Raw genomic sequence first — 24,569 nt, 5'->3', positions numbered from 1 at the left:
GGATACACCCTCGCCGCGGACTCCCCGGCCGCGGCCTCCGGCCACCCGACGGACCCCACGGCCGCCGCGCTCTCCCCGTCGCCCACCGCCCACTCCGCACCCCCGTCCGTCTCGCCGCCGCCGCCGCCGTCGCCGTCGACCGCGTCGAAGTCGCCGTCCGCGACGGCGAGTCCGCACGCCACCAAGAAGCCGACGGCCAAGGCGGCGGCCCCGGCCCCCACGACCGTCGACACGAAGCTCCCGGTCCGCGCCGCCTTCTACTACCCCTGGTACGACAAGAACCCGCACACCGACGGCGGCAGCCAGTACACCGCGTCCGCGGCCGACTACGACCAGGACGACCCCGCCACCGTCGACCGGCAGATCAAGGACATGCAGTACGGCGGCCTCCAGGCCGGCATCGCCTCCTGGTGGGGCGCCGGCAAGCGCGAGGACAAGCGGATGCCGTTGCTCATGTCCGAGGGCGCCAGGCTGGGCTTCTCCTGGACGACGTACTACGAGAACGAGGCGTACGGGAACCCGTCCGTGTCCCGGATCCACAGCGACCTCGTGTACCTGCGCAAGTACTCCGACCAGAAGACCTGGCTGCACGTCGACGGCAAGCCGGTGATCTTCGTGTACGCGGCGGGCGACGACGGCTGCGCCATGGTCGACCGGTGGACCGAGGCCAACCGCACCGCCGGCTACTACGTCGTCCTGAAGGTGTTCGGCGGCTACCGCACCTGCGCGAACCAGCCGCAGGGCTGGCACCAGTACGCGTCCGGCCTGGACCTCCAGCAGGGCTACTCGGCGATCCTCTCGCCGGGCTTCTACAAGTACGACGCCGACAAGCCCGTCGTCCCCCGCGACCTCGACCGCTTCCGCCGGGACGCCACGACCGTCGCCACCTCCGGCGCGCCCTTCCAACTGCTCGTCACCTACAACGAATGGGGCGAGGGCACGGCCGCCGAGTCCGCCACGGACTGGGCCAGCGCCAGCGGCCACGGCGCCTACATGGACGTCCTGCACGACGTCTTCACGGCCCACCCCCGCTGACGGGTCCACGGGGCCGGCCGGGTCAGTCTCCGGACGCCGCCGCCTGCTCGACGTGTTCGGCGAACCCGAGCTCGCGCAGCGCGGTGCGCAGCCGTGCCGCGGCCTCGTCAAGCGCGGCCTCGTCCTTCTCCAACCGGGCCCGGGAGAAGTCGAGTTCGGCCATGCCCCAGGCGGGTGCGACATGGATGTGCAGGTGCGGCACCTCGAAGCCCGCGATGACCAGACCGGCCCGGGGCGCGTCCCAGGCGCGCCGCACCCCACGGCCGATCGCCTGGGCCACCGTGACGCAGCGGGCCAGCAGTTCGCCGTCCGCGTCCGTCCACTGGTCCACCTCCCGCCGGGGCACCACCAGGGTGTGCCCCGGGGTCAGCGGGGCGATGCTGAGGAACGCGGCGACCTCGGGGTCCTGCCAGACGAACCGGGCGGGCAGTTCTCCGGCGAGGATCCGGGAAAAGAGCGTCGGCATGCGGTGAGTATCCCCCGCGTCCCGAGCGGCCGTCAGCGGATCTCGCGCGACGATCGCGGGCGCCCGGTCCGCAGCAGGAGCACGGCGAGGTCGTCGGTGTGGCCGCCGGCCGGCCAGGCCTGGTGCACGAGGCTGTCGATGAGGCGCTCCAGGTCGTCGGCGTCGGCGTGCGCGAGGTGTTCGGCGAGGTCGGCGGTGGCGCGGTCGACGTCGGTCCCGGGGCGTTCGACGAGGCCGTCGGTGTAGAGGGCGAGCACGGCGCCCGCCGGGAGTGCGCCGCGGGTGACGGGGTAGCGGGCGCAGGCGTCGACGCCGAGCGGCGGCCCGGGGTCGAGGTAGAGGGGGTGGGCCCGGCCGGCCGCCGGGCGCAGCAGCGGCGGTACGTGGCCGGCGCCGGCCAGGGTGAGCTCCTGGCGGGCCAGGTCGAGGTGGACGTAGAGGCAGGTCACCAGGAGGTCGGGGGTCAGGTCGGCGAGCAGCCGGTTGGTGCGGGCGATGACCTGGTCCGGGGTGGCTCCGGCCGTGGCGTGGGCGTGGATGGCGGTGCGGACCTGGCCCATCAGGGCGGCCGCGGCCATGCTGTGGCCCTCGACGTCGCCGATGACGGCGGCCGCGCAGGTGTCGTCCAGGCGCAGCAGGTCGTAGAAGTCGCCGCCGACGTCGATGCCGTGCCCGGCCGGCAGATAGCGGACGGCCACGTCGAGACCGGGCAGGGCGGGGAGGCTGCGCGGCAGCAGCGCCTGCTGGAGCTGGTGGACGAGGTGGTGCTGGGTGTCGTAGAGGCGGGCCCGGTCCAGGGCCTGGGCGAGCAGACCGGCCAGTGGGGTGAGGACGGCGCGTTCGTCGGCGGTGAAGGTGTGGGGGTGGTCGTAGGAGAGCACGCAACAGCCCACCGGACGCCCCGAGATGATCAGGGGCAGGAAGGCCCACGCCTGTTTCCCGCTGACCTGGGGTGCCCGGGGGTAGACGGCGGTCAGCTCGGCCGGGCTGGAGAAGAAGGCGGGGACACCGCTCGCCATGACCTGGCCGACCGGGGTGACGCCGGTGTCGAGGGGGAGGGCGTCGAGGCGTTCGGCGGCTTCGGCGGAGTAGCCGTGTATTCCGGCGATCCGGAGCCGGCCCGTCTCGGCGATGCTGATCACGAGCCCCTGGGCGCCGAACGCGGGCAGGACGTTGTCCGCCATGAGTGCGACGAGGTCCCGGGTGGTCACCGTCTCCGTGAGCGCGGCCGCCAGGTGGATCAGCTGATAGAGGCGTCCCGGCGTGGTCGGCGCGGGCTCCGCTCGCCCGCTCGCCCCGGCCGCCGTCTCCGCACCGGCGGTGATGCGCACGCTGATGCCGCTGGCGTCCGGGTGGAGGTGGAAGGTCAGCCAGTGGTCCGGCGGGCGGAGTGCGCTGAAGGCGACCGGCGCCCGGCTGACGACCGCCAGGCGGTACCGCTCCTCGTACCTCAGGTCGTCCAGCCACGGCAGCGACTGCCACGGCCGCGTGCCGAGCAGCCGGTCGGCGTCCCGGCCGAGCAGCCGTGCGGCCGGGGCGGACATGAACGTGATCCTGCCCTCCAGGTCCAGGGCCAGGGCGCCCTCCGGGATCCGGTCGAGGTAGTCGACCGCGGCCAGTGCGGTCTGGGCCGGGTGGTGCAGCGAGTCCACGGCCACGACACGCGGCCGGTCGGGGAGAGCGGGCGGCACCGGGGAGTCGTCCAGGAGCCGGGCCAGCCGGCGGGCGCTCGCGGTGATGTGGTGGCGTTCGCGGGTGGTGGCCCGGGAGGGGTGGTCGGCGGGCCACATCAGCACCACCCCGCCCCACCGGCGGCGCGCCCCGCGCACCGGGACCGCGGCGAGCGCGAAGGGGTACGGCAGGACGGCCGCCGCCCGCGGGTAGCGGCGCGCCATCTCGTCCTGGCAGCCGATCCAGACCAGGCGGTCCTCCGCGATCGCGTCGGCCACCGGGACCGGTGCGGTCAGCGGCAGCCGCTGCCAGGGCGCGGTGAAGTCGACGGGCAGTCCGCACAGCGCCACCAGGCGCAGCAGCGCGGCGGGCTCCTCGACGAGGTACAGGCCGCCGATCGCCGCGCCCGTCCGGCGCACCATGTCGGCCAGCGCCGCGCCCAGGGCGTCGTCGACCGGGAGATCACTCCCGGGCCGGGCACGGAGCCGCATGACGTTCGCCCTCCGGTCGTGTGCGGTGGGAGGCACACCTCGTACGCGGGCGTCCTCCTGGGGAGGTGCATACCGCCTATTCACGACAATATGTGCACAACTTCCCTCGGCAACAGCGACCTGGGTCGCCCGACCGCCTGGGTCGCCCCGACCGCCCGGATCGCCCCGACCGTCCGGGTCGCCCGACCGTCCGGGTCGCCTAACCGTCGTCCGGCGAGGGCGGGCGGATGCCCGGTATCACCCCTCCCCGGCATGTCGGTTCCATGTCAAGCTGGGTGGGCCGTGAGGGGCAGGGGGAGCGGACGTGAGCGCAGGGCGCCGGAGAGCGGTTCTACTCCTTGTGACGTTGGGGACGTTCGGCACGGCGCTGGCCGGGGCGTACGCGCTGACGGGGCTGTGGACGTCCCATGACTCGGCCGACCGGTGGGCGATCGCCATCGCCTTCGCCGTGGCGGCGTCCGGGGCGGTGGACAAGGCGGTGTCGCCCTGGGCCGACCAGGCCGTCCCGCCCACAGAGCCGCCGGCCGCCCAGGGCGGCGACCCGAGGGGAGACCCGTCCGACCCTCCGCCGTCCCCGGACCCTTCCGACCCCCCGTCCTCCGGAGACCCTTCCGACCCCCCGGCCCCCGGAGACCCTTCCGACCCCCCGCCGTCCAGGGACCCGTCGGGCGGCCCGGACGGGGACCCTTCCGTGCGTACGCCGGAGCCGTCCGCTCGGGGACGTCGATTACGGGCCCGGGACCGGGTGACCACCGCCGTGGTGGCGGTGGCCGTCGCGGCCACGGCGAGCGGGATCGTCTACGAGGCGCTGGCACCGGACCACGGCCATGCCGGCACGGCTTCCTCGGCCTCTTCGTCCACCCCGGCCTCGGAGAGCTACACGCGGGTGTACGCCCACCGGAGGCTGTTCCTGAAGGACTACCACTACTACTTCGACCTGCGCGCCGGTGTGTCCGGCTCCGAGGAGACCGAGTGGAGCATCAGCACCAACTCGGGCCACGACGGTGACGGCGCCTTCGAGATCCAGCCGCTCACCGACGTGTACGTCGTGTCCGGCAAGGCGGCGCCGACCGCCGCGCAGTGCGCCGCCAGGGCCGTCCACCATCCCGCCGAAGACCTCCTGCACTTCCGCGACGCCCCGCCCGGCCGCACCTTCTGCCTGCGGGACACGACGAACGGCGACATCGCGGTGGTCGCGGTCCTCGACGTCGACCACGGCAACTACTCGACGACGGACACCGTCACCTACTACCGCTCCCACCGCCACCGCGGTCGGGCCGCCGCCGACCGCCAGGACTAGGATCCGGCCCATGGCGCTGACCGTGACCGACGTGGACCGGTTCGAGGCGGCCAGGCCGCGCCTGGCCGCCATCGCCTACCGGCTCCTCGGCTCCGCGAGCGAGGCCGAGGACGCCGTGCAGGAGACGTATCTGCGCTGGCAGGCCGCCGACACCGGCCGCATCGAGGTCCCCGAGGCCTGGCTGACGAAGGTCCTCACCAACCTCTGCCTCAACCAGCTCACCTCGGCCCGTGCCCGGCGCGAGACCTACGTGGGCCAGTGGCTGCCCGAGCCGCTGCTCGCCGGCGACCCGATGCTCGGCCCCGCCGACACCGCGGAACGGCGCGAGTCGGTGTCGTACGCCGTCCTGGTCCTGCTGGAGCGCCTCACCCCGGCCGAGCGCGCGGTGTACGTGCTGCGGGAGGCCTTCGACTACCCGCACCGGGAGATCGCCCGGATCCTCGACCTCACCGAGGCCGCCAGCCAGCAGATCCTGCACCGGGCCAGGAAACACGTCGCGGAGGGCAGGGCCCGCACGGCGGTCGACGAGGCCGCCGCCCGGCGCATCATCGAGGAGTTCCTCGCGGCGGCCACCAGCGGCCGGACCGAGCCGCTGGTCCGGCTGCTCACCGAGGACGCCGTCGCGGTCGGTGACGGCGGCGGGAAGGTCCCGGCCGCGGCCAGGGCGTTCGAGGGTGCCCTCGCGGTCGCGAAGTTCATGCGGGGCCTGTTCAAGCAGGGCCCGGCCCAGCGGGCCCTGGCCGGCGGCTCCGTCGAGCTGTACGCCACGACCGCCAACGGCGGCCCCGCCCTGCTGGTGGTCGTCGGCGGCCGGGTCTTCGGTGTGATGTGCCTGGAGATCACCACCGAGGGCATCGCCGCGTTCCGCAACCAGGTCAACCCGGACAAGCTGGAGCGCGCGACGAGGCAGTGGGCGGCGACCGACCACGGCGCCCCGCTGCTCCGCCTCTTCTGACCTGATGCGGGCTCTGATGTGAGCCGCTTCACACCGCCCTTCTGTCAGGAAACGGCGGGCCGCCCGGTTCAGGGGGCGACCCGCTGAAGAGCTGGATGACAGGAGCACGGACATGCAGCACCGCATCGTCGTCCTCGGCGCCGGATACGCCGGAGCCGTCGCCGCCGGCCGCCTCGCCCGGCGGCTGCACCGCGAAGACGTCGCCATCACCCTCGTCAACGCCGAACCCGACTTCGTCGAGCGCGTCCGGATGCATCAGCTGGCGACCGGCCAGGAGCTCAGGCCCCGGCCCTTCGCCGAGATGTTCGACGGGACCGGCGTGGAGCTGAGGCTCGCGAGGGTCACCGCCGTGGACGTCGACCGGAAGACGGTCACCGCCGAGGTGGACGGCCCCGACGGGGACCACGGCCTGGAACTGGAGTACGACACCCTCGTGTACGCCCTCGGCAGCGCCTGGAACGACCAGGGCGTCCCCGGTGCCGCCGAGCACGCCGACCAGATCGCGAGCCGCACCGGAGCGCTCCGGCTGCGCGAGCGCCTCGCCGGTCTGGCGGCCGGGGAGCCCGTCGTCGTGGTCGGCGGCGGCCTCACCGGTCTGGAGGCCGTGACCGAGATCGCCGAGGCCCGCCCGGACCTCGACGTCGCCCTGGCCGCCCGCGGCGCCCTCGGCGACTGGCTCTCGCCGAAGGGCCGCCGGCACCTGCGGAAGGTCCTGGACGGGCTCGGCATCACCGTGCACGAGCACACCGCCGTCACCGCCGTCGCGCCCGGCCACGTCACCACGGCCGAGGACACGGTCGTCCCGGCCGCCGTCACCCTGTGGACCGCCGGCTTCGCCGTCCACCCGATCTCCCGGGCCACCGCCCTGGAGGTCACGGCCGCCGGCCGGATCGTCGTCGACCGGACCATGCGCTCGGTCTCGCACCCGGACGTGTACGCCATCGGCGACGCGGCCATGGCGACCGGCCCGGCCGGAAATCCGCTGCGCATGTCCTGCGCCTCGGGCCTCCCGATGGCCTGGCAGGCCGCCGACTCCATCGCGGCCCGCCTGACCGGCGGAAAGCTCCCGAACACCCCGTTGCGCTATTTCAACCAGTGCGTCTCGCTGGGCCGCGGGGAGGGCCTGATCCAGTACGTCACGGCCGACGACCGCGCCGTACGGGCGGCCCTGACGGGCCGGACCGCCGCCCTCTACAAGGAACTGATCTGCAAGGGCGCGGCCTGGGCCGTCGCCCACCCGACGCTCGGCCTCCCGGCCCGGCGCCGCCGCGTCGTCCCACAACCGGCCCCGGCGCAGGCGGACACCCCGCTCCCGACCAGGACCCCGGCCTGACCACACCCCGCCGGCAGGGCCTCCGGTCAGCCCTTGGGCCCTGCCGACTGCACCACCTCGAAGGACCACAGGGTCGAACCGGAAGCCGCCGGCTTCGGCCGCTCACCCTCCGCACCCCCCTGGTGCGCGGCCTTCATCGGCCCCTCCATCCACGCCTGGAAGGACTCCTCGTCCTTCCAGCGCGTGTACACCAGGTACTGCTCGGTCCCCTCGACCGGCCGCAGCAGCTCGAACCACTCGAACCCGTCCGAGTTCTCCACGGCATGCGCCCGCGAGGCGAACCGCTTCTCCAGCGTCTCCCGCTGCTCGTCCGGCACGGTCAGTACGTTGATCTTGACTACGCTCATGCCCTCATCCTGCCGCAAGGGTGATCAGGAGGGCGTGAGCGACCAGTACTCCCGCTGTGGATCGTGACCGTGGATCGTGATCTTCGGATTACGCAGTCGGCCGGCCGTCTCTCGTCCGGGGTTGGTCCGACCGGTCGGATCTGACGGTGGGTCGCGCCGGGACGTTCCGGGCGGCGGCGGAGCCGAGGTTATGAATGCGGCACCTGACCATCCATGAACACCGATCTCAGGAGCCGCACGATGCGCCCCATCAGGGCAACCTGTCTCGGCACGGCCACTGCGCTGGTCACGCTTCTCGCCTGCGCCCCTGGCGCGGGCGCCGCGACGGACACCGATGCCGCCCGTACCAAGGGCGGACACCACGTCATCACGCTCATCGGCCACCTCGTCCAGCAGACGCGCTTCCCCGTCAACCCCGGTGGCAGCGCCGCCCAGGGCGACCGGACCGTCTTCCGCTCGCTCCTGTTCGACAAGGACGACAAATACCAGGTCGGCGAAACCGACGGTACCTGCACCACCACCACCACGGTCGAGAACGGTGGAGCGGAGGAGTGTGCCGTGACCTACAAGCTCCCGGGCGGCCAGCTCTCCGTACAGGGGATGGTCTTCGGCATCCTCACCGGTGGCCTCCCGACGATCCCTCCCCCTTCGTTCGACAACGCGATCACCGGCGGCACCGGGATGTTCGACCGGGCGCGCGGCTCGGTCCACGCCGACACGATCGGTACGGGCAAGAGGCGCTTCACGATCGACCTCGACCGCTGACCGATCCTGCCCCCGCCCAGGCCATCCACCCCCGGGCGACAAGCCGCCCGGGGGTGCGGATCGCGATCTGCAGCTGGAGTACCAGGACGTGTGTCCGGCGCATGGTGCTGAGGGTGACCATGCTTTCGGGACACTGCCGTGGCCTCGGTGGCCATGGTCACGTGATGGCATGTGCCGGCGGATGCGGATGCGGATGCGGATGACGAACGAACGGCGGCAACGGACTCTGGATCCGTTCGTGAGCGTCGGGCCGCTGGGGTTCGGCATGGGGCCCGGTGAGGCCTCGGAGGCACCGGGCGGTGCCAGGAGCGGTGGATGCTCGACCGTGCCGAAGCCGGAGAGCCGAATGCGGAGCTCTCCTGCATGGATGCCGGGGTTCCTGGGTCGACGACCCAGCGGCCGTTCCCCGCGGACCCTGGGGGTACATCAGCGCAGCCGTCGCGGCCGCAGCAGCTCGGACCACTCGAATCCGTCCGAGTTCTCCACGGCATGCGCCCGCGAAGCCAACCGCTTCTCCAGCGTCTCCCGCTGCTCGGCGGGGGCCAGGAGGGTGTGAGCGACCAGGTGGCCTTGTTCGTGCGAGTTCGGGCTCCGGCTCAACTTCTGTGATGCGCCTCGTGGTCACGGTCGAGTGCGGCGGCCAGTTGCGTGGCTGGATCGCCGATGAGGCAGCGGCGTGACCGCCCGGTCGGCCACGTCGAGATCCCGTCGTCCACCCACCGAGGAACGACGTGGAAGTGCAGGTGGGGAACGGACTGTTCCGACCCCGGTCCGCTGGCGCTCAGGATATTGACGCCCGAGGCGTTCAGGGCGGTGCGCATGGCTGCTGCCACGCGCTGGACCAGTGTCATCGACGCCGTCAGGACATCGGGCGGGCACTCGAACACGTCCGTGAAGTGGCTGGTGGGGACGACCAGTGTGTGCCCAGGCGCGAGCGGGTTCAACGGGATGAAGGCACAGGCCTCGGCCTCGCGTGCTACCCAGCATGCGGTGCCTTCATGGATGAGTTGGCAGAAGACGCAGTCCACGCGGCCAACCCTGTCACGGGCCGCGAACGCAGGCCCGGGTGGCGGTGGCTGTCACATGCGCGGGCCGGGCGGTGTCTTCATGCCGGACAACCCACAGGGATGTGTGCGAGGAGAGACATCATGACGCTGCGCCTGCCGAAGACCGAGCTTCCGGCCGAGCTCAAGGAGAACATGATCGAACAGCTGGGCGTCCTGCCCGAGAACGTCGAGGTGCTGTGGCACAGCCCCCGGGTGGCCCAGGACAACCTGGAGTTCGGTGCCAAGGTGGGTGCCTGGGACGCGGCGGACCCGGGCCTGAAGTCGTTCGCGCACATGGCCGTCGCGTCGCAGGTCGGGTGCAGCTGGTGCCTGGACGTCGGCTATTTCCAGGCCCACAACCAGAACCTGGACCTGGCCAGGGCGAGCCAGGTGCCGCGCTGGCGGGAGGCGGACGTGTTCACGGCGCTGGAGCGCGACGTCATGGGGTACGCCGAGGCGATGACGAACACACCGCCGACCGTCACCGACGAGCAGTACGCCGCACTTCTGGAGCGGCTCGGAGCACCGGCGATGGTGGAGCTCACCGCGTTCATCGCCTACGTCAACCTGGCGACCAGGGCGAACGTGGCGAACGGGGTCACCTCGCAGGGCTTCTCCGACGCCTGCGAGATCCCGCTGGCCAGGCGCCCGGCGCCGGCCCGCGCAGGGACCACGGCATGACCGACGACTCGTTCGTCGCCCACCGCAGTCTGCTGTTCACCGTCGCCTACGAGATGCTCGGCTCCGCGGCCGACGCGGAGGACGTGGTCCAGGAGACCTGGCTGCGGTGGGCCGGCGTCGACCGGACACAGGTCCACGACCCGCGGGCGTACCTCGTCCGGGCCGTAACCCGGCAGGCACTCAACCGCGTACGCACACTCTCACGCCGTCGCGAGGATTATGTGGGCGAGTGGCTGCCGGAACCCCTGCTGACCCACCCCGACGTCGCCGACGACGTCGAACTCGCGGAAAGCGTCTCCATCGCCATGCTGACCGTCCTGGAGACGCTCGGACCGGTGGAACGTGCGGTGTTCGTGCTCCGTGAGGTCTTCGACACGCCGCATGACGAGGTGGCCGAGGCAGTGGGCAGGACCCCCGCCGCGGTTCGGCAGATCGCCCGGCGGGCCCGGAACCACGTCGCCGCCCGCCAACCACGCGTCAGCGTCAGCCCGATGGAGCACAAGGCGGTGATGGACCGGTTCCTCGCCGCGCTGCACACCGGTCGCATCCAGGACCTTGTGGAGACCATGGCTCCGGACGTGATCCTCATCGCTGACGGAGGCGGGCTCACGGCCGCCGCCCTGGCCCCCGTCCACGGGGCGGAACTCGTGGCAACGATGCTCGCCGGCACGGAACGGGGCGAGTCCGAGACCATGCTGGTGTGGCTCAACGGTGCCCCCGCGATCCGGATCGAATCCGACGGCGGACGCGCCGCGGTCAGCCTCCTGGTCGAGAGCGGGCGCATCACCCGGATCTACGCGACGTCCAACCCGCAGAAGCTGGCACGACTCGACAGTCCGACCGATCTCACCAGGTAGTGGGCGGGCGGGTGTGCCGGGCAGTACGTGCCCGGCACACCCGCCCGCTGCGGCATCAGCCGGGTACCGGCACCGGCGCAACCACTCGGAGCCGCGCTGCCGGGAGTACCTCGGTGCTCCTGTTGCGGGTCCCTCGGCGACGCGGACGGTCGTCGCCCTGGACGGTCGTCGTCCACCTGCGCGGAGTCGGCCCGCAACGAGGCGCCGGGCAGCCTGCGTTCGTACGTCACCAGGACGCCCTCGTACTCCTCGGCGTCGAGGATCTCCGGGGCGGTGAACCGCAGCGGGTGCCGCGCGATGTCCGCGTGCACCTGGCGGGTGAGCCGGACATCGGCCGGCGGCCGACCGCTCCACACCTCGGCGACCCGGTCCTCGCCCAGGTCCTAGCCGCGGCTCACAACGGCTCGTCAACCACGGACCTGGTGCTCGACACGGTGACGGATGTACTCGTCCGGATGTGATCGGGCGATCATCACCGCCGCCTCCACGACGTCATGCAGCTCAGGCGGGTACGCCGACTTCCGGAGCGGCAGTCCGGGGAGAATGCAGCGTCGAACGTCGAGGTGCTCGTTCCGCACGAACTCCCGGAGCGCAGCCTCGTTCCACTCACTCGCCAGGACAGACCTGTCGTCGACCTCTGCGGCCTCTGCCTGGCCTCCGATGTCCGAGCCTTCTGCGCTGACTCCGGAGGGACGAAGCGGCAGCGCCGACCAGTACCAGGCCCGCGCAGCGCCTGCCCGCTCCTGGTCGGTTCCCGTCCGGAGACAGTCCAGCAGCGCTGAGCGGACGCGTCGGTATCCGAAGGCATGCAGAGCCGGCTCGACGAACTGGCGGTTGAAGCTGGGGTCCGGGTCATGGACCGCCGCCTTCATGAGGACGCCGAAGGACGCCTCGGGCAGCACCGGCTCCTGGCGGCATGCCTTGCGCAGGGCACCGCGCACTTGGTGCGACCACTGCCGTTCATCACCGGCGTCCGGCTCGGGGGCGACATCGAGGCTCAGAACCCGGATCACGTCCGCCAGGCACTTCAGGAACAGCTGCCTCCCGTCCTCCGTGCGCCCCGGCAGTGCCATGAACCCCTGCGCGGCGCTCCCCGCAGCTCTCGCAGTCGTCTCGTCTCCGTCAACAGCCAACTGTCCCCCTGTCCCAGGCCCACACGGAATGCTTCCACAGGCCGTGCGCCTGGACGGTGGGCGAGGACGCCGAGCCCATGGCCTTATCCGCCATGTTCGCCATATCCGCCTTATCTGCTTTTCAGGTCTCCCCTGCTGCGGAACCGCCTCTGGATGACGGCCGGGCCGGAAAGTAGCGTGCATCTGTGGCGGAGAAGACGTACAGCGCGGCCGACATCCAGGTCGTCGAGTTCGATCTGCATGTGCGTGCGACACCGAGCATGTACTTCGGGGTCGGCCGGGGCAGTCCGGAGTTGGCGACCCGGGTGCTGTGCGCCGTGCTGGGGCACGCCCTGCATCCGGCGACCCGTGTCGCACCGGCACACACCCCGCGGGTCGAAGCGGAAGTCCACGGTGATCTGAGGTTCTGGGTCGCCGATGACCAGGCCGACGCCCTGGACGCACAGGACCGGCCGCAGCTGGGTTACTACGGCTCGCTGCTCGGCCCCGACCGGTGGAACAGCGCCGCGGCGGCAGCGCTCAGTGCGCGCACCGTGATCGAGGTGTGGCGCGGGGGACACGGCTTCCGGCAGGAGCTTGCCGGGCTCCGCCCCATCGAGGAACCCCGGGAGTTCGATGCTCCGGCCGGTGCGGGAACGCGGGTGGCTTTCGAGCTGGACCAGGAACATGCGGGGGCCGGGGCGGCACTCGCCGACGACCTCGGTTCACTGGACCTGCACGGCCCGCACTGCCGTGATCCCCGGGGGCCGGGCCGCGTTGTCCTCCGCGACCTCCGCGACCCGGGCAGTCCGGCCGAGGTCTGCTACCGATAAGTCGTCATCACCCAGCAGCGCGCCGACACCGCCACCGGCGCCACCGCGCAGGTGAGCCTCGGCAAGGCCGTCGCCGCCGTCGGCTTCCAGATGCCCACCGCCACGCTCCAGGAGGCCGCGAAGACCAACCCCGGAGCTGTCTCCATCCCCGGCTTCAACATCCTCCCCGGGGGTCTGCCCGTCTCCCTCGGCGGCAGCGTCGTCGCCGGCATAGGCGTCTCCGGAGCCCCCAGCGGCGACATCGACGCCTCCTGCGCCGCCGACGGCGTCAAGGCCATCTCCTGACGCTAGGACCGTCTCCTGACGCAAAGGCCGTCTCCTGACGCACCGACAGCGCGGACGCCGCCCGACCCGAAACCGGCCGGGCGGCGTCCGCGCGTGATGCCGCACCCCGCAACGGCGCCGCTTCGCCGTCAGGGCGGCACCTCGCCCCAACTCCCCCCACCCCGCCCCAACTCCCCCCACCTCACCCCAGTCCGCCGTACAACCGAGGCCGGTGGTGCGGCGACGCACCTGTCGCGGGGGGGGCGTCCCGCACCCGCGGCGACCGAGGTCCGTGTGCGTCACAGCAGCCCCCCAGAATTCACCGAACTCATGTACAACCCTTACTCCCTGACGCGGGTCTCCAGTTCGCCGGACAACACTGACTCCGGCCGTCCGCCGGGTGCGGACGGCCCCCGCATGCCGCAGGAGACGACCCGCATGCACACGTTCCCGCGACTCGCCCTCGCGACGGCCACCGCGGCCGCGCTGACGGGCGGTCTGCTCTCGTTCTCGGCCGCCTCGGCGTCGGCCGCGGACTCCGTCAAGGTCGCGCACGCCGACTTCAACGGTGACGGCATCGGCGACATCGCCACCTCGGCGACCACCGCCTACGTCAACGGCCACAAGGGCGCCGGCCAGGTCATCGCCCTCTACGGCTCCGCCTCGGGCGTCACCACCGCCAAGCGCACCACCATCAGCCAGAACACCGCCGGCGTCCCCGGCACCGCCGAGGCCGGCGACAGCTTCGGCGAGGCCCTGGCATACGCCGACTTCAACGCCGACGGTTACGACGACCTCGCCGTCGGCTCCCCGTCGGAGAAGGTCGGCACCGACACCGACGGCGGTACCGTCACCCTCCTGTGGGGCTCCAAGAGCGGCCTCACCGGCAAGGGCGTCGACATCAAGGACCCGTCGCCGAGCGGCCACGACTACTGGGGGCTGCAGCTCGCCGCCGGTGACTTCGACGGCGACGGCAAGGCCGACCTCGCCGTCGGCAGCTCCGCCGCCACCCTGTGGGTGTTCAAGGGCGGCTTCTCCGGCAGCGGCACCCCCGGCGGCCGGTACACCGTCAAGCCGCCGATCCAGCCGGGTACCAGCGACTACCCGTACGGCCCGATGAAGCTCACCGCCGGTGACGTCAACGGCGACGGCCGTACCGACCTGATCGTCGACGGGTACGAGACGAAGACCAGCGACCACTGGAACACCAACTACTGGCTGCCGGGCACGTCCACGGGCCTGACCGTCACCGGCGCCAAGACGCTGAAGAGCGGCATCGTCACCGGCGTCGGCGACATCAACGGCGACGGCTTCGGCGACATCGTCAGCGGCGCCTCCTGGGACGCCAGCAGCGGCGGGACCGTCTTCCCGGACTCCGCCAACGGCGGCAGGGTGGCCATCACCTACGGCAGCGCCTCCGGCCCGGCCAAGGTGACCATGTTCAACCAGAACACCGGCAACGTCCCCGGCACCTCCGAGAAGGGCGACAACTTCGGCTGGGAGATCGACCTCGGCGACGTCAACGGGGACGGCTACGCCGACCTGGTCGTCGGCTCCCCGTACGAGGACATCGGCAGCAACGCCAACACCGGCCAGGTGACCGTCCTCTACGGCTCGCAGACCGGGATCAACCTCGCCTCCGGCGCGCAGTCCTTCGCGCAGAGCACGGCCGGCGTCCCCGGCGACGACGAGAAGAACGACCTCTTCGGCGTCGACGTCAAGCTCGACGACGTCACCGGCGACGGCAAGGCCGACCTGGTCGTCGGCTCGTACGAGAACGGCGGCGACGGCGCGGTGACCTACCTGCCGTCCAACGGCTCGAAGATCACCACGACCGGTTCCCGGACGCTCGCCGCGAGCAAGCTGGGCGTCTCCACGACCGGCGTGCCGCAGCTCGGCGCCGTCTTCGCCGACTGACCCACAGGTCAACAGACCTCTTCCACCAGGCGTTCGGGCAGGCCCGCCGGTCGTAGGACCGGGGTCGCCGGTACCGGCGGTCGTCGGTACCGGCGGTCGTAGGACCGGCGGGCCCGCCCGACGTCACCGATGACGACGACCTCAGGAGCTCCCTGCCCATGAACGGACACAGCCGCCACCGCCTCGCCCTCGCGACGGTCACCGCCGCAGCGCTGACCGGCGGTCTGCTGACCCTCTCGGCCCCCGTCGCGTCCGCCGCCGCCGCTCATGCCTACAAGGCCGACTTCAACCACGACGGCTACGGCGACGTCGCCTTCGCCGCCCCCTACGCCAAGGTCGGCGGCAAGAGCATGGCCGGGTACGTCGCCGTGGTCTACGGCAGCGCCTCCGGACTCAACCCCGCCAAGCGCACGATCGTCAGCCAGAACACCGCCGGTGTCCCCGGCACCGCCGAGACCGAGGACTTCTTCGGCGACGCGCTCGCCGCGGCCGACTTCAACAAGGACGGCTACACCGACCTCGCCGTCGGCGCGCCCGGCGAGGACAACGGCACTGACAGCGAAGGCGGTTCGGTCACGATCCTGTGGGGTTCGGCGAACGGCCTGAAGAACGGCACGACGGTCAAGGACCCCTCGGCCGCCAAGCACGAGGCCTGGGGCTCGGCGCTGGCCGCCGGTGACTTCAACGGCGACGGCAAGGCCGACCTGGCGTCCGGCACGGCCGCGTCGTACGCCTACATCGTCAAGGGCGGCTTCACCAAGTCCGGCACCACCGGCGGCACCCAGAAGGTCCCCACGCCGGACAAGGCGGAGTTCGGCATCGACGCGCTCGCCGCGGGCGACACCAACGGCGACAAGAAGGCCGACCTCGTCCTCACCTACCGCACCGCGCTCACCTCGGACCCCTCGGGCAGCTGGTCGAAGGGCGCCGCCTACCTCGGTGCGTCGGGCGGCGTGGTCGCGACCCAGCCGCGCCCGCTGAACGGCGGCACCTCCCTCGCCCTGGGCGACATCAACGGCGACGGCTACGACGAGATCGCCATCGGCAACGTCTTCGCGAAGGAGGACGACCACACCGGCACCCTCGGCGGCCAGGTCGTCGTCATCCGCGGCAGCAGGGGCGGCCCGGTCAACGGCGACGCCCCCATGGCCGAGCTCACCCAGTCCGCCACCGGCGTCCCCGGCACCGACAAGGAGGGCGACGGCTTCGGCGGCGCCGTCTCCATCGGGGACACCAACGGCGACGGGTATGGCGACCTCGCCATCGGTGTCGTCTTCAAGGACATCGGCGCGGCCGAGGACACCGGACTCGTCGTCCTGATGAACGGCGCGGCCGACGGCGTCTCCCGCACCGGCGCCCGGACGATCTCCCAGAACACCGCCGGTGTCCCCGGCACCGCCGAGGACATGGACTACTTCGGCTCGGACCTGGTGCTCTCGGACGTCACCAAGGACGGCAAGGCGGACCTGACCGTCGGGGCCTCCTTCGAGGACGAGGGAGTCGGCGCGGTCACCGCCCTGCGCGGCAGCGCCTCCGGCATCACCGCCACGGGCTCCAAGTCCTTCGGCCCGGGCACCTTCGGGCTCTCCCGCACGTACGGCGCGTTCGGCACCGGCCTCACAGGCTGACGCGGCCTCACAGGCTCACGCGGCCTCACAGGCTGACGCAGCCCCGCCAAGGAGACGCATCCCATGACGTCGCGTCACCTCACCACCTCACGGGGGACATCCATGACCAAGCGCACCACCCTGCTGCTCGCCACGGCCCTCACCACGGGTCTCCTCACCGCCCTGCCCGCGGCCACCGCCTCGGCCGCCCCCTCCACCTCCTCCGGCCTGGCCGGTGACTTCAACGGCGACGGCTACCGCGACCTCGCCACCGCCGCGCCGGGCGCCACGGTCGGCGGCAGGACGGACGCCGGCGCGGTGGTCGTCACCTACGGCTCCGGGGCCGGCGTCAAGGCGTCGAACCGCACGGTCGTCACCCAGAACTCGGCGTCCGTCCCGGGCACCGCCGAGAAGGGCGACGAGTTCGGCTCGGCGCTCGCCTTCGGCGACCTGAACCGGGACGGCTACGCCGACCTGGTCGTCGGGTCCCGGGGCGAGGACGGCGGAGCCGGGTCGGTGACGATCGTCTGGGGGAGCAAGAAGGGCCTGACCGGAGGCCGGATCATCGCCGACCCGGCCCGCTCCTCCCACACCCGCTTCGGCATGTCCCTGGCGATCGGCGACTTCACTGCGGACGGCCGGGCCGACCTGGCCGTCGGCAGCACCGGCGCCGACGTGCAGATCTTCCGGGGCGGCTTCACCAAGACCGCAGGGGCGGCGTCCCGCACCTGGGTGGTGCCCTCGTTCCGCACCGGCGACTCCTACGGCGTCCGGTCCCTGGCCGCCGGCGACATCAACGGCAACGGCGTCGACGACCTCGTCGTCAGCGGGACGATCGTGGGACAGTCCGACGAACCCTTCGACGGCCAGGTCGTGTACCTGGGCGCGGCCTCCCGGCCGAGGACCCAGCGGACGCTGGACACCGGAGGCCGGCAGCCGGTCGTCGCCGGCGACGTCAACGGCGACGGCTACGACGACGTCATCACCGCCACCGTCCTGGTCCACGGCTCACAGGTCGGACCCGGCGAGGTCATCGCATACCTCGGCGGCCCGCACGGCATCAGCCCCACCCCGCAGGCGGCGATCACCCAGGACAGCCCGGGCGTCCCCGGCGCCACCCGGGCCCAGGGCACCAGCTCGTTCGGCGACTCGCTCGCCGTCGGTGACGCCGACGGCGACGGCTACGACGACGTCGCGGTCGGCACGCCCTACGAGACGGTCACCACGGCCCCGCAGACCGGCACGGTCACCCTGCTGCGCGGTTCCGCGGCCGGCCTGACCGGCCAGGGTGCGACCCGCTGGACCCAGAACACCCCCGGTGTCCCCGACCTCAACGAGGCCGACGACTTCTGGGGCAGCGCCGTCCACCTGGCCGACCTCGACGGCGACGGCCGGGCCGACCTGGCGGTCGGCGCCCGGCACGAGAACGGCGGACAGGGCGCGGTGTGGACCCTGCCCGGCTCCGCCGCGGGCCCGACGGCGACCGGCGCGGTGTCCTTCCACGCGGCGGCGGTGGGCGTGTCGGGGACGTCGGCGCAGCTGGGTTCCCTGTTCGGGCAGTGAGCGCCGGCGATCGGCGCTCCCCTGAGGGGTCCCCTCAGCGCCCCTGAGGGTCCCTTAGGGGATGTCACAGCTCTGCCGCAATGGCGGGCTCGGGTGCCCGAGCCCGCCACACGGATCTCCGGGACCAGGTACGTTCGATGACGTGGCTGGATTCAGGAACCGACGCGGCGGCCGGGACGACCGCGCCCCGCAAGCGCGACCGCAACAACCCGCGTACGGGCAGCAGGCACCGCCCCAGAGCTTCGGCGGGCAGCCGGCGGGACCGTCGTACGGGTACCCGTCGGCCCCGCAGCCGTACCCGCAGCAAGGCGGTGGCTCCGGCTGGCCGCAGGCGCAGACGCGCGGCGGCTACCCGGGCCAGGCCGCCGGCGGCGACGGCCCGGAGTACTTCGGCGACGACAACGGCTACGGCGGCGGATACGGCGCCGGCGGTCCCGACCCGTACGCGGCGAACCAGCCGGGCCACACCCAGGCCTTCTCGGTCGACGAGGCCGGCGCCTACACGCAGGGCGCGACCTACCACGCCGGGTCGGCGGCGCCGTCCGGCCCGATCGGCCCGCGCCTGCACTGGAAGGACCTGCTGAAGGGGATCGTCCTCGCCCCGAACCAGACGTTCCTCCAGATGCGGGACTACGCGATGTGGGCCCCCGCCCTCATCGTGACGTTCCTCTACGGCCTGCTCGCCGTCTTCGGTTTCGACGGCGCCCGCGCGGACGCGATCAACGCGACCCTCACCAACGCGGTCCCGATCGTCCTCGTGACGGCGATAGCGATGGTCCTCTCGTCCTTCATCCTGGGCGTGGTGACCCACACCCTGGCCCGCCAGCTGGGCGGCGACGGGGCCTGGCAGCCGACGGTCGGCCTCTCCATGCTGATCATGTCGATCACGGACGCCCCCCGCCTCCTCTTCGCCATGTTCTTCGGCGGCGACGCCGGCTTCGTCCAGATCCTCGGCTGGGCCACCTGGGTCGCGGCGGGCGCCCTCCTCACCCTGATGGTCTCCAAGTCCCACGACCTGCCCTGGCCGAAGGCCCTGGGCGCGTCGGCGATCCAGCTGATCGCCCTCCTGTCGATCGTGAAGCTGGGCACGTTCTAGCGGACGCCCCAGCCTCCACATCACCCACGAGAAGGGCCCCCGGCGACTCCGCCGGGGGCCTTCCTGCTTTGCCGCGCGCCCTGCTTTGCCGCGCGCCTCAGGCGTCCAGAACCTGCCCGGCCCACCTCACCACGGGCGGCTCGACGCTCCACGGGAAGTTGATCCAGTCGTCGGTGCGCTTCCACACGTACTCGCATTTCACGAGCGAGTGGGACTTCTCATAGATCACGGCGGACCGGACCTCGGCCACGTGGTCGAGGCAGAAGTCGCGGACCAGCTTCAGCGTCTTGCCGGTGTCGGCGACGTCGTCCGTGATCAGGACCTTCTTCTCGCTGAAGTCGACGACGTTGGGGACGGGGGCGAGCATGACCGGCATCTCCAGGGTGGTCCCCACCCCCGTGTAGAACTCCACGTTCACCAGATGCAGGTTCTTGCAGTCGAGGGCGTAGGCGAGCCCGCCGGCGACGAACACCCCGCCACGGGCGATGCTCAGCACTATGTCCGGCTCGTACCCGTCATCAGCAATGGTCTGGGCGAGCTCGCGGACGGCGACGCCGAACCGCTCGTAGCTCAGGTTCTCCCGGGTGTCGCTGCCGCTGCTCATCCCTGGCCCCTCCTGGTCCCTCACACCTGCGTCCGATGGAAATTGAGGTAGGAGCGGGAGGCGGTGGGCCCGCGCTGCCCCTGGTAGCGGGAGCCGTAGCGCTCACTGCCGTAGGAGTGCTCGGCGGGGGAGGAGAGTCGGAACATGCACAGCTGCCCGATCTTCATGCCCGGCCACAGCTTGATGGGGAGGGTCGCGAGATTGGACAGCTCGAGGGTCACGTGCCCGCTGAACCCGGGGTCGATGAACCCGGCGGTGGAGTGCGTGACGAGCCCGAGACGCCCGAGCGAGGACTTCCCCTCCAGCCTGGACGCGAGATCGTCGGGCAGCGAGATGACCTCGTACGTCGAGGCGAGGACGAACTCACCGGGGTGGAGGATGAAGGGCTCGTCGCCCTCGGGCTCCACGAGCCGGGTGAGGTCCGGCTGCTCGACGGAGGGGTCGATGTGCGGGTACCGGTGGTTCTCGAACACCCGGAAGAAGCGGTCCAGCCGCACGTCGATGCTCGACGGCTGCACCATGGATTCGTCGTAGGGATCGATCCGTACCCGCCCGGCGTCGATCTCGGCCCGGATGTCCTTGTCTGAGAGAAGCACGCCCCGAGGATACGCAAGGCGCGCGGACCCGCGAAAACCATGACGAGTCCACGCGCCTCCGTTACCGCTGTTCTCCTCTGCCGCTACCGCTTCTCGAGAGCGACCGGTACGACGCTGCGCAGCCGGGCGCACTTAGGACACCGCACGAGCCGACCGGGGCCGAGCCGCTCGGCCTGCTGCATCGGGAACGAAGCGGTGTTGAACACGTGCCCTTCGGCACAGCGGACGACGGTGTGTTCCATCAAGTCCCTTGAGTCCCTTCCCCAGGAGCCGCGTCGGGCTTACTGCCGTGACGACGGAAAGCCACATTACGGGATCAAAGGGACGGCTCTCCAGGCGGCACTCCGGCCTGCCGGGCCCCTCTCCCACACCTCCACCGTACGCCCCAACTCCCGCCCCGCGCAGCCGGATCCCACCCCGTGGAACACGCACGGACCCCACGGTCACAGCGCCGGGGGTCCGGCATGGGGTACAGTGAGCGAGCGTTCGGACACCGACTCCGTCGGCGTCTTACGCGGGTGTAGTTTAATGGTAGAACATCAGCTTCCCAAGCTGAGAGCGCGAGTTCGATTCTCGTCACCCGCTCCACCACGAACCCCCGGGCTGATGACAGCCCGGGGGTCTGTTGTGACGCCCCGGCCGGGCCGCAGTCGCTCCGCCGAGGGGGCGCCGGACGAACCTCGTGGCGGGTGTTCGGTAGCCGGCGCCCGCGGCCGGCAAGGCCGCACTGCCAGGCGAGGGAATCGGCCGAAGTGAACCGCACGGGTTGGATTGCCGTCCCAGTGCTGATAGTGACTTTGTCATGGCCATGAATGTGATGGAACTGCACAGCATCAATCCTTGGGAGGTGTCCTTCCTGCGCGAGGAGGTGGGCGGCTACTTCACCCACGGCATCGTGTGCACGCCGGGCGCGACGGTACTCGACGTGGGCGCCAACATCGGCGTGTTCTCGGCGACCGTGTACGAACGGCTGGACGGGGACGTGCGGATTTATGCCTTCGAGCCGTTGCCCCCACTCCACGCGACACTTGAGCGCAACGCTCGCGACTTCTTCAACGGGCGCCTGACCCCGCTCCCTTACGGCTTGGCGTCTCGCGAGGACGAGCTCGATTTCAGCTACGTTCCGGCCGCCACGATCTTCTCTTCTTCCTCGCGAGATCAGGGGAACATCGAGGCTGAGCGGCGCCGGGTCACCGCCAGCATTGTCGAATTGATCAGTCAGGGCGGCCTGGGACCGGTCCTGCGCCGCGTACCCCTCCCCATTCTCACCGTTCTCGTCGGCCGCAAGCTGCGGGTGATGCGGCGCCTTGAGACGCACCGGGTGAAGGTCCGGCCCCTGTCATCGGCGATCGAGGAGCAGGGCATCGACCGCATCGACCTGCTCAAGATCGATGTGGAAGGCGCCGAACTCGAGGTACTCAGGGGCATCGAGGAACGGCACTGGCCGCTGGTCCGCCAGGTCGTGGTGGAGGTGGAGCGCTGGCGGCAGAACCGCGACACGGTCTGCGCGACCCTCCTCACACACGGCTTCACAGTCAGCACCGAGCAGAACCCGGTCCAGCAGGCCGGCGACATAGGCATGGTGTTCGCGATCAGGCCCTGACCGCGTGCGGCACCCGGAACCCGGCACTCGGTGGTCGTCGCATTTGCCGGTCTCCCCCGCCGGGCGGGCACTCACGGGGGGATCCACGCTGCTCCGGGAGGACCACGGCAGGAGCTCGGCCCACGGCACCCCCGAGCCACCCCGACGACCGGCAGACCCGCTCCGCGATCGGACGGTCTCGACCTCGGCTACGCAGCGGTGATGCCGTGGGGTGACCGCCCGTTTGTCCACCGAGACCGGTCAGCCGTCCTCCGTGTCCTCCGCACCAGGACGGCAACCCGCTTCCCACTCGGAGCGCGGACTGCTCGCCCGCCGCTGGGCATCAGCCGATCCGTCTGCTCATGCAACGGCGCATCTCCGACCAGGCGCCGCTCAGGAGGCCGGCAGTCCATATGCGCCGAGAAGCGCTCCTCAGAAACTGCGAACGGGCAGCCGATGGTCACCGCTCTGGGTGACACCAGGGATTCGAACGGTCGGCGGCCTACGGCCCTGCACGTCGGAGCGGTCAGTCCCACCAGTCGTCGCCGGTGTGCCAACGCCGCACCCACTCCTCGAAGCCCCACGCCTGGTCGCCGGGGCCGGGACGGTGCCGACGTCGGTGATCATCCACACCTCGCCGCGGCCGGGGGCCGGTGGTCAGCAGGAGCCAGAAGGACTGCCCGTCCTCGGCTCCGAGAACAACGGACCCTTTGTTGAACGCGGCGTCGATCCGCGGGGCCTCGGGGCCGACGCTCTCGTCGTCCTCCCAGAGCCAGGCCGCCTCCAGGGGGAACGGGTGCCCTGGCTGTCGCGGGCCGAGGTCGGGCCACGTGTCGGGCAGCCGGCCGAGCGGCTGGAGACCGCCGTCGCCGGCCGGGCCCAGGCTCGATCCGTTGCTGACCTCCGCGATGAAGGTCCGGTACGGCTCCGGCAGGGCCACCCCGTTCTCCTGCTCCCACTCCGCGACGGCTTCCTGCCCGAGCGCCGGCTCGCGCCACTCCGGCGGGAACACGGAGCGCAGGAAGCCGAGCGTGGTCTCGCCGGGACGCTGATCACGTGTGTCTGTCACGGCCGCATGCTGGCACAAGGGGCTGACAGCCCATCGCGGCCGCCTCACCCCGGATCCGCTGGCTAGTCTGCGGGCATGACGGAGCACCCCGGGTTCGGCGCGATGTTGGCGTGGTTGCTGGACCACAGAAAGCTCACGGCGCAGGAGCTGACCGAACGCGCCGGGTTGACCGCAGACGAGGTCCGGGCGGTGCTCGCGGGGGAGACTCCCACAGAGGTTCTGCTCCGGCGGCTTGCGCCTGCACTGGGCTTCCAAGCCGTCGATCTGTTCATCCTCTCGGGGCGGGCGGTCCCGGAGGACCTGGCGCCGCTGGAGGCCACGGCCGCGCAATGGGCGGTGAGCACGGTGACGGATGCGGTGCGCCTCCCCGCAGCGGGACGCTGTGAACTTCTGAAGTTGATCCGCTCGCTTCCGCAGGAGGAACGGCGTTTCAGCTTCGCCCCGAAGCCGCCGGTTCCCCTCACCGGCGGTCCGGGCGCCTGGGTCATCAGCATGCTCCAGTACCGCAACCTGAACTGGATGGGCATGGCGAGGGTGCTTGCGTTTGTGACGCCCACCTACCTGTCGGCGGCCACCTACGGCGTGATTGCCTCCGGGCGCAACGAGCTGACCCCGCGCTTGGTGACGGATTTCGCTGCCCTGCTGGGGATCGACGTCCGCGAACTAGCTCTACTCACAGGCATTTCCCTCCGCGAGGTGCCGCCTCCTCCGTCTCCGGAGGCCGCGGATGCTGCGGCGCTGCTCTGGGAGGCGCGACGGTTGACTGCTGGCCAGGCGCGATCCGTCTCCGAGGTCGCTCGTTCGCTGCGCGAGGACTCCCCTGGCGGGTGGCCCGTCAGCCCACCCTGACCCTGAGACCTGTCGACACCCGCCTGGCTCGGTCCCGAGTTCCGAGCCGGATCGCCCGGGAATTCGCCGAGGGAGCACAGCCCCGTTCCGCGCGGCCGGCGTCTGAACAGTGGCGAGCCTGTGTCAGCGATCTTTGACCGCGGAGGAGATCAACTTGAACACCGAATCATCATGATTCGGGCATGAAGCATATTGAATCGGCCGAATAGGGTCGGGAACAAGGCGTTGAGTACCCCAGCCCGGTGACGATGAGTCCGCTACGGAACGCACCGACCGGACCGGGGAGGACGAATGGGCAAGCAGGTCAAGTGCGGGTCGACCCAGACCAAGACCGGCAAACGCTGCCAGAAGCCGGCGATGATCGGCTACTCCCGCTGCCAGTTGCACCGAGGCGAGTGGACTCCGCCGCAGCGGAAGAAGACCAAGAAGCGCTGAGGTCACGTCCGCTGGAGTGGTGTATTGACGGCCACTCGGTGATCTCGTTTTGAGGCTATGCGGTGAGTTCGGTAGGCAGGTCGGTCTCGTGGCTT

General features: G+C 71.4%; 24 protein-coding genes, 1 tRNA gene and 2 pseudogenes. 17 read left to right on the top strand and 10 right to left on the bottom strand.

The annotated features are described in order from the left end of the window. Positions 1–1,035 (top strand): annotated as a pseudogene (locus ACFWPQ_RS41190) (hypothetical protein); the annotation flags it as partial. A 22-nt stretch (positions 1,036–1,057) separates the two neighbouring features. Here the strand turns inward: ACFWPQ_RS41190 and ACFWPQ_RS41185 are convergent. Further along, positions 1,058–1,501, bottom strand: a complete 444-nt coding sequence (locus ACFWPQ_RS41185) for an HIT family protein (RefSeq protein WP_384047000.1) — start codon at positions 1,499–1,501, stop codon at positions 1,058–1,060. Between the two features lie 32 nt (positions 1,502–1,533). Next, positions 1,534–3,663, bottom strand: a complete 2,130-nt coding sequence (locus ACFWPQ_RS41180; protein WP_384046997.1) for a SpoIIE family protein phosphatase — start codon at positions 3,661–3,663, stop codon at positions 1,534–1,536. Positions 3,664–4,408: 745 nt separating this feature from the next. On the opposite strand from ACFWPQ_RS41180, the gene ACFWPQ_RS41175 reads away from it, so the two are divergent. The 3 genes from ACFWPQ_RS41175 to ACFWPQ_RS41165 all read left to right on the top strand — a co-directional run bounded on the left by ACFWPQ_RS41175 (position 4,409) and on the right by ACFWPQ_RS41165 (position 7,251). Next, positions 4,409–4,963, top strand: a complete 555-nt coding sequence (locus ACFWPQ_RS41175) for a hypothetical protein (RefSeq protein ID WP_384046994.1) — start codon at positions 4,409–4,411, stop codon at positions 4,961–4,963. Between the two features lie 10 nt (positions 4,964–4,973). Continuing rightward, positions 4,974–5,918: an RNA polymerase sigma-70 factor gene (locus tag ACFWPQ_RS41170; protein WP_384046991.1), complete on the top strand. Its 945-nt coding sequence runs from the start codon at positions 4,974–4,976 to the stop codon at positions 5,916–5,918. A 112-nt stretch (positions 5,919–6,030) separates the two neighbouring features. After that, complete coding sequence (locus tag ACFWPQ_RS41165; protein WP_384046988.1) at positions 6,031–7,251, top strand: NAD(P)/FAD-dependent oxidoreductase; 1,221 nt, start codon at positions 6,031–6,033, stop codon at positions 7,249–7,251. A 26-nt stretch (positions 7,252–7,277) separates the two neighbouring features. Here the strand turns inward: ACFWPQ_RS41165 and ACFWPQ_RS41160 are convergent, their stop codons facing one another. Then, positions 7,278–7,598 (bottom strand): antibiotic biosynthesis monooxygenase family protein, encoded by a 321-nt coding sequence (locus tag ACFWPQ_RS41160; protein ID WP_384046985.1) that lies wholly within the window; start codon positions 7,596–7,598, stop codon positions 7,278–7,280. Positions 7,599–7,838: 240 nt separating this feature from the next. On the opposite strand from ACFWPQ_RS41160, the gene ACFWPQ_RS41155 reads away from it, so the two are divergent. After that, positions 7,839–8,363 carry a hypothetical protein gene (locus ACFWPQ_RS41155; RefSeq protein ID WP_384046983.1) on the top strand — a complete coding sequence of 175 codons (525 nt, stop codon included), beginning with the start codon at positions 7,839–7,841 and terminating at the stop codon, positions 8,361–8,363. Between the two features lie 441 nt (positions 8,364–8,804). On the opposite strand, the pseudogene ACFWPQ_RS41150 reads toward ACFWPQ_RS41155, so the two are convergent. Both ACFWPQ_RS41150 and ACFWPQ_RS41145 read right to left on the bottom strand, forming a co-directional pair. Further along, a pseudogene (locus ACFWPQ_RS41150) lies at positions 8,805–8,927 on the bottom strand (antibiotic biosynthesis monooxygenase); the annotation flags it as partial. Positions 8,928–8,959: 32 nt separating this feature from the next. Next, positions 8,960–9,391 (bottom strand): HIT family protein, encoded by a 432-nt coding sequence (locus ACFWPQ_RS41145; RefSeq protein WP_384046980.1) that lies wholly within the window; start codon positions 9,389–9,391, stop codon positions 8,960–8,962. Between the two features lie 120 nt (positions 9,392–9,511). Between ACFWPQ_RS41145 and ACFWPQ_RS41140 the strand changes: the two genes are divergently transcribed. Both ACFWPQ_RS41140 and ACFWPQ_RS41135 read left to right on the top strand, forming a co-directional pair. Further along, positions 9,512–10,090, top strand: a complete 579-nt coding sequence (locus ACFWPQ_RS41140; protein WP_384046977.1) for a carboxymuconolactone decarboxylase family protein — start codon at positions 9,512–9,514, stop codon at positions 10,088–10,090. Then, positions 10,087–10,947: an RNA polymerase sigma-70 factor gene (locus ACFWPQ_RS41135; protein WP_384046974.1), complete on the top strand. Its 861-nt coding sequence runs from the start codon at positions 10,087–10,089 to the stop codon at positions 10,945–10,947. Before ACFWPQ_RS41140 ends, ACFWPQ_RS41135 begins: the two co-directional genes overlap by 4 nt. Here the strand turns inward: ACFWPQ_RS41135 and ACFWPQ_RS41130 are convergent. After that, positions 10,884–11,303, bottom strand: a complete 420-nt coding sequence (locus ACFWPQ_RS41130; protein ID WP_384046972.1) for a hypothetical protein — start codon at positions 11,301–11,303, stop codon at positions 10,884–10,886. The genes ACFWPQ_RS41135 and ACFWPQ_RS41130 overlap by 64 nt on opposite strands. 51 nt (positions 11,304–11,354) lie before the next feature. After that, positions 11,355–12,020, bottom strand: coding sequence for a hypothetical protein (locus ACFWPQ_RS41125; protein WP_384046971.1), 666 nt, complete (start codon positions 12,018–12,020; stop codon positions 11,355–11,357). 245 nt (positions 12,021–12,265) lie between these two features. On the opposite strand from ACFWPQ_RS41125, the gene ACFWPQ_RS41120 reads away from it, so the two are divergent. The 6 genes from ACFWPQ_RS41120 to ACFWPQ_RS41095 all read left to right on the top strand — a co-directional run bounded on the left by ACFWPQ_RS41120 (position 12,266) and on the right by ACFWPQ_RS41095 (position 19,339). Continuing rightward, positions 12,266–12,892: a hypothetical protein gene (locus ACFWPQ_RS41120; protein ID WP_384046968.1), complete on the top strand. Its 627-nt coding sequence runs from the start codon at positions 12,266–12,268 to the stop codon at positions 12,890–12,892. A 6-nt stretch (positions 12,893–12,898) separates the two neighbouring features. Further along, a complete protein-coding gene (locus ACFWPQ_RS41115) occupies positions 12,899–13,177 on the top strand; it encodes a heme-binding protein (RefSeq protein ID WP_384047139.1) in 279 nt (92 codons plus the stop codon). A 417-nt stretch (positions 13,178–13,594) separates the two neighbouring features. Next, positions 13,595–15,073 (top strand): FG-GAP and VCBS repeat-containing protein, encoded by a 1,479-nt coding sequence (locus tag ACFWPQ_RS41110; protein WP_384046965.1) that lies wholly within the window; start codon positions 13,595–13,597, stop codon positions 15,071–15,073. A gap of 158 nt (positions 15,074–15,231) precedes the next feature. Continuing rightward, on the top strand, positions 15,232–16,701 hold the full coding sequence (locus ACFWPQ_RS41105; protein ID WP_384046962.1) for an FG-GAP-like repeat-containing protein: 1,470 nt from the start codon (positions 15,232–15,234) through the stop codon (positions 16,699–16,701). 63 nt (positions 16,702–16,764) lie between these two features. After that, positions 16,765–18,243 carry an FG-GAP and VCBS repeat-containing protein gene (locus ACFWPQ_RS41100; protein ID WP_384046959.1) on the top strand — a complete coding sequence of 493 codons (1,479 nt, stop codon included), beginning with the start codon at positions 16,765–16,767 and terminating at the stop codon, positions 18,241–18,243. A gap of 61 nt (positions 18,244–18,304) precedes the next feature. Then, positions 18,305–19,339, top strand: a complete 1,035-nt coding sequence (locus ACFWPQ_RS41095; protein ID WP_384046957.1) for a YIP1 family protein — start codon at positions 18,305–18,307, stop codon at positions 19,337–19,339. A 97-nt stretch (positions 19,340–19,436) separates the two neighbouring features. Here ACFWPQ_RS41095 and ACFWPQ_RS41090 read toward each other — a convergent pair whose 3' ends face one another. Both ACFWPQ_RS41090 and dcd read right to left on the bottom strand, forming a co-directional pair. Next, the gene (locus tag ACFWPQ_RS41090; RefSeq protein ID WP_384046955.1) at positions 19,437–19,943 is read right to left on the bottom strand and encodes a phosphoribosyltransferase; all 507 of its coding nucleotides are present in this window, start codon (positions 19,941–19,943) and stop codon (positions 19,437–19,439) included. A gap of 20 nt (positions 19,944–19,963) precedes the next feature. After that, positions 19,964–20,539 (bottom strand): dCTP deaminase, encoded by a 576-nt coding sequence (gene dcd, locus ACFWPQ_RS41085; RefSeq protein ID WP_133023558.1) that lies wholly within the window; start codon positions 20,537–20,539, stop codon positions 19,964–19,966. A gap of 514 nt (positions 20,540–21,053) precedes the next feature. Here dcd and ACFWPQ_RS41080 point away from each other — a divergent pair. Next, a tRNA-Gly gene (locus ACFWPQ_RS41080) sits at positions 21,054–21,127 on the top strand. Between the two features lie 214 nt (positions 21,128–21,341). Next, complete coding sequence (locus tag ACFWPQ_RS41075; protein WP_384046951.1) at positions 21,342–22,142, top strand: FkbM family methyltransferase; 801 nt, start codon at positions 21,342–21,344, stop codon at positions 22,140–22,142. A 505-nt stretch (positions 22,143–22,647) separates the two neighbouring features. Here the strand turns inward: ACFWPQ_RS41075 and ACFWPQ_RS41070 are convergent. After that, positions 22,648–23,190 carry an SMI1/KNR4 family protein gene (locus ACFWPQ_RS41070; RefSeq protein WP_384046948.1) on the bottom strand — a complete coding sequence of 181 codons (543 nt, stop codon included), beginning with the start codon at positions 23,188–23,190 and terminating at the stop codon, positions 22,648–22,650. A gap of 75 nt (positions 23,191–23,265) precedes the next feature. Between ACFWPQ_RS41070 and ACFWPQ_RS41065 the strand changes: the two genes are divergently transcribed. Further along, positions 23,266–24,039, top strand: a complete 774-nt coding sequence (locus ACFWPQ_RS41065; protein WP_384046945.1) for a hypothetical protein — start codon at positions 23,266–23,268, stop codon at positions 24,037–24,039. 291 nt (positions 24,040–24,330) lie between these two features. Then, on the top strand, positions 24,331–24,474 hold the full coding sequence (locus tag ACFWPQ_RS41060) for a hypothetical protein (RefSeq protein ID WP_350776760.1): 144 nt from the start codon (positions 24,331–24,333) through the stop codon (positions 24,472–24,474). Positions 24,475–24,569: the final 95 nt, after the last annotated feature.

Origin of the sequence: Streptomyces sp. NPDC058464, from assembly GCF_042721035.1 — a bacterium.
In the GTDB taxonomy this organism is placed as follows: Bacteria; Actinomycetota; Actinomycetes; order Streptomycetales; family Streptomycetaceae; genus Streptomyces.
Note: the sequence above shows the minus strand (reverse complement) of the source record. Positions and strands in the feature narration are given on the sequence as shown.

What these genes read in the sequence shown, in the direction of transcription:
- ACFWPQ_RS41185 (WP_384047000.1), bottom strand. Translation starts at nt 1,501, where the DNA reads ATGCCGACGCTCTTTTCCCGGATCCTCGCCGGAGAACTGCCCGCCCGG.
- ACFWPQ_RS41160 (WP_384046985.1), bottom strand. Translation starts at nt 7,598, where the DNA reads ATGAGCGTAGTCAAGATCAACGTACTGACCGTGCCGGACGAGCAGCGG.
- ACFWPQ_RS41135 (WP_384046974.1), top strand. Translation starts at nt 10,087, where the DNA reads ATGACCGACGACTCGTTCGTCGCCCACCGCAGTCTGCTGTTCACCGTC.
- ACFWPQ_RS41165 (WP_384046988.1), top strand. Translation starts at nt 6,031, where the DNA reads ATGCAGCACCGCATCGTCGTCCTCGGCGCCGGATACGCCGGAGCCGTC.
- ACFWPQ_RS41140 (WP_384046977.1), top strand. Translation starts at nt 9,512, where the DNA reads ATGACGCTGCGCCTGCCGAAGACCGAGCTTCCGGCCGAGCTCAAGGAG.
- ACFWPQ_RS41170 (WP_384046991.1), top strand. Translation starts at nt 4,974, where the DNA reads ATGGCGCTGACCGTGACCGACGTGGACCGGTTCGAGGCGGCCAGGCCG.
- ACFWPQ_RS41090 (WP_384046955.1), bottom strand. Translation starts at nt 19,943, where the DNA reads ATGAGCAGCGGCAGCGACACCCGGGAGAACCTGAGCTACGAGCGGTTC.
- ACFWPQ_RS41110 (WP_384046965.1), top strand. Translation starts at nt 13,595, where the DNA reads ATGCACACGTTCCCGCGACTCGCCCTCGCGACGGCCACCGCGGCCGCG.
- ACFWPQ_RS41155 (WP_384046983.1), top strand. Translation starts at nt 7,839, where the DNA reads ATGCGCCCCATCAGGGCAACCTGTCTCGGCACGGCCACTGCGCTGGTC.
- ACFWPQ_RS41095 (WP_384046957.1), top strand. Translation starts at nt 18,305, where the DNA reads ATGTCACAGCTCTGCCGCAATGGCGGGCTCGGGTGCCCGAGCCCGCCA.
- ACFWPQ_RS41180 (WP_384046997.1), bottom strand. Translation starts at nt 3,663, where the DNA reads ATGCGGCTCCGTGCCCGGCCCGGGAGTGATCTCCCGGTCGACGACGCC.
- ACFWPQ_RS41060 (WP_350776760.1), top strand. Translation starts at nt 24,331, where the DNA reads ATGGGCAAGCAGGTCAAGTGCGGGTCGACCCAGACCAAGACCGGCAAA.
- ACFWPQ_RS41075 (WP_384046951.1), top strand. Translation starts at nt 21,342, where the DNA reads ATGGCCATGAATGTGATGGAACTGCACAGCATCAATCCTTGGGAGGTG.
- ACFWPQ_RS41065 (WP_384046945.1), top strand. Translation starts at nt 23,266, where the DNA reads ATGACGGAGCACCCCGGGTTCGGCGCGATGTTGGCGTGGTTGCTGGAC.
- ACFWPQ_RS41105 (WP_384046962.1), top strand. Translation starts at nt 15,232, where the DNA reads ATGAACGGACACAGCCGCCACCGCCTCGCCCTCGCGACGGTCACCGCC.
- ACFWPQ_RS41125 (WP_384046971.1), bottom strand. Translation starts at nt 12,020, where the DNA reads ATGGCACTGCCGGGGCGCACGGAGGACGGGAGGCAGCTGTTCCTGAAG.
- ACFWPQ_RS41100 (WP_384046959.1), top strand. Translation starts at nt 16,765, where the DNA reads ATGACGTCGCGTCACCTCACCACCTCACGGGGGACATCCATGACCAAG.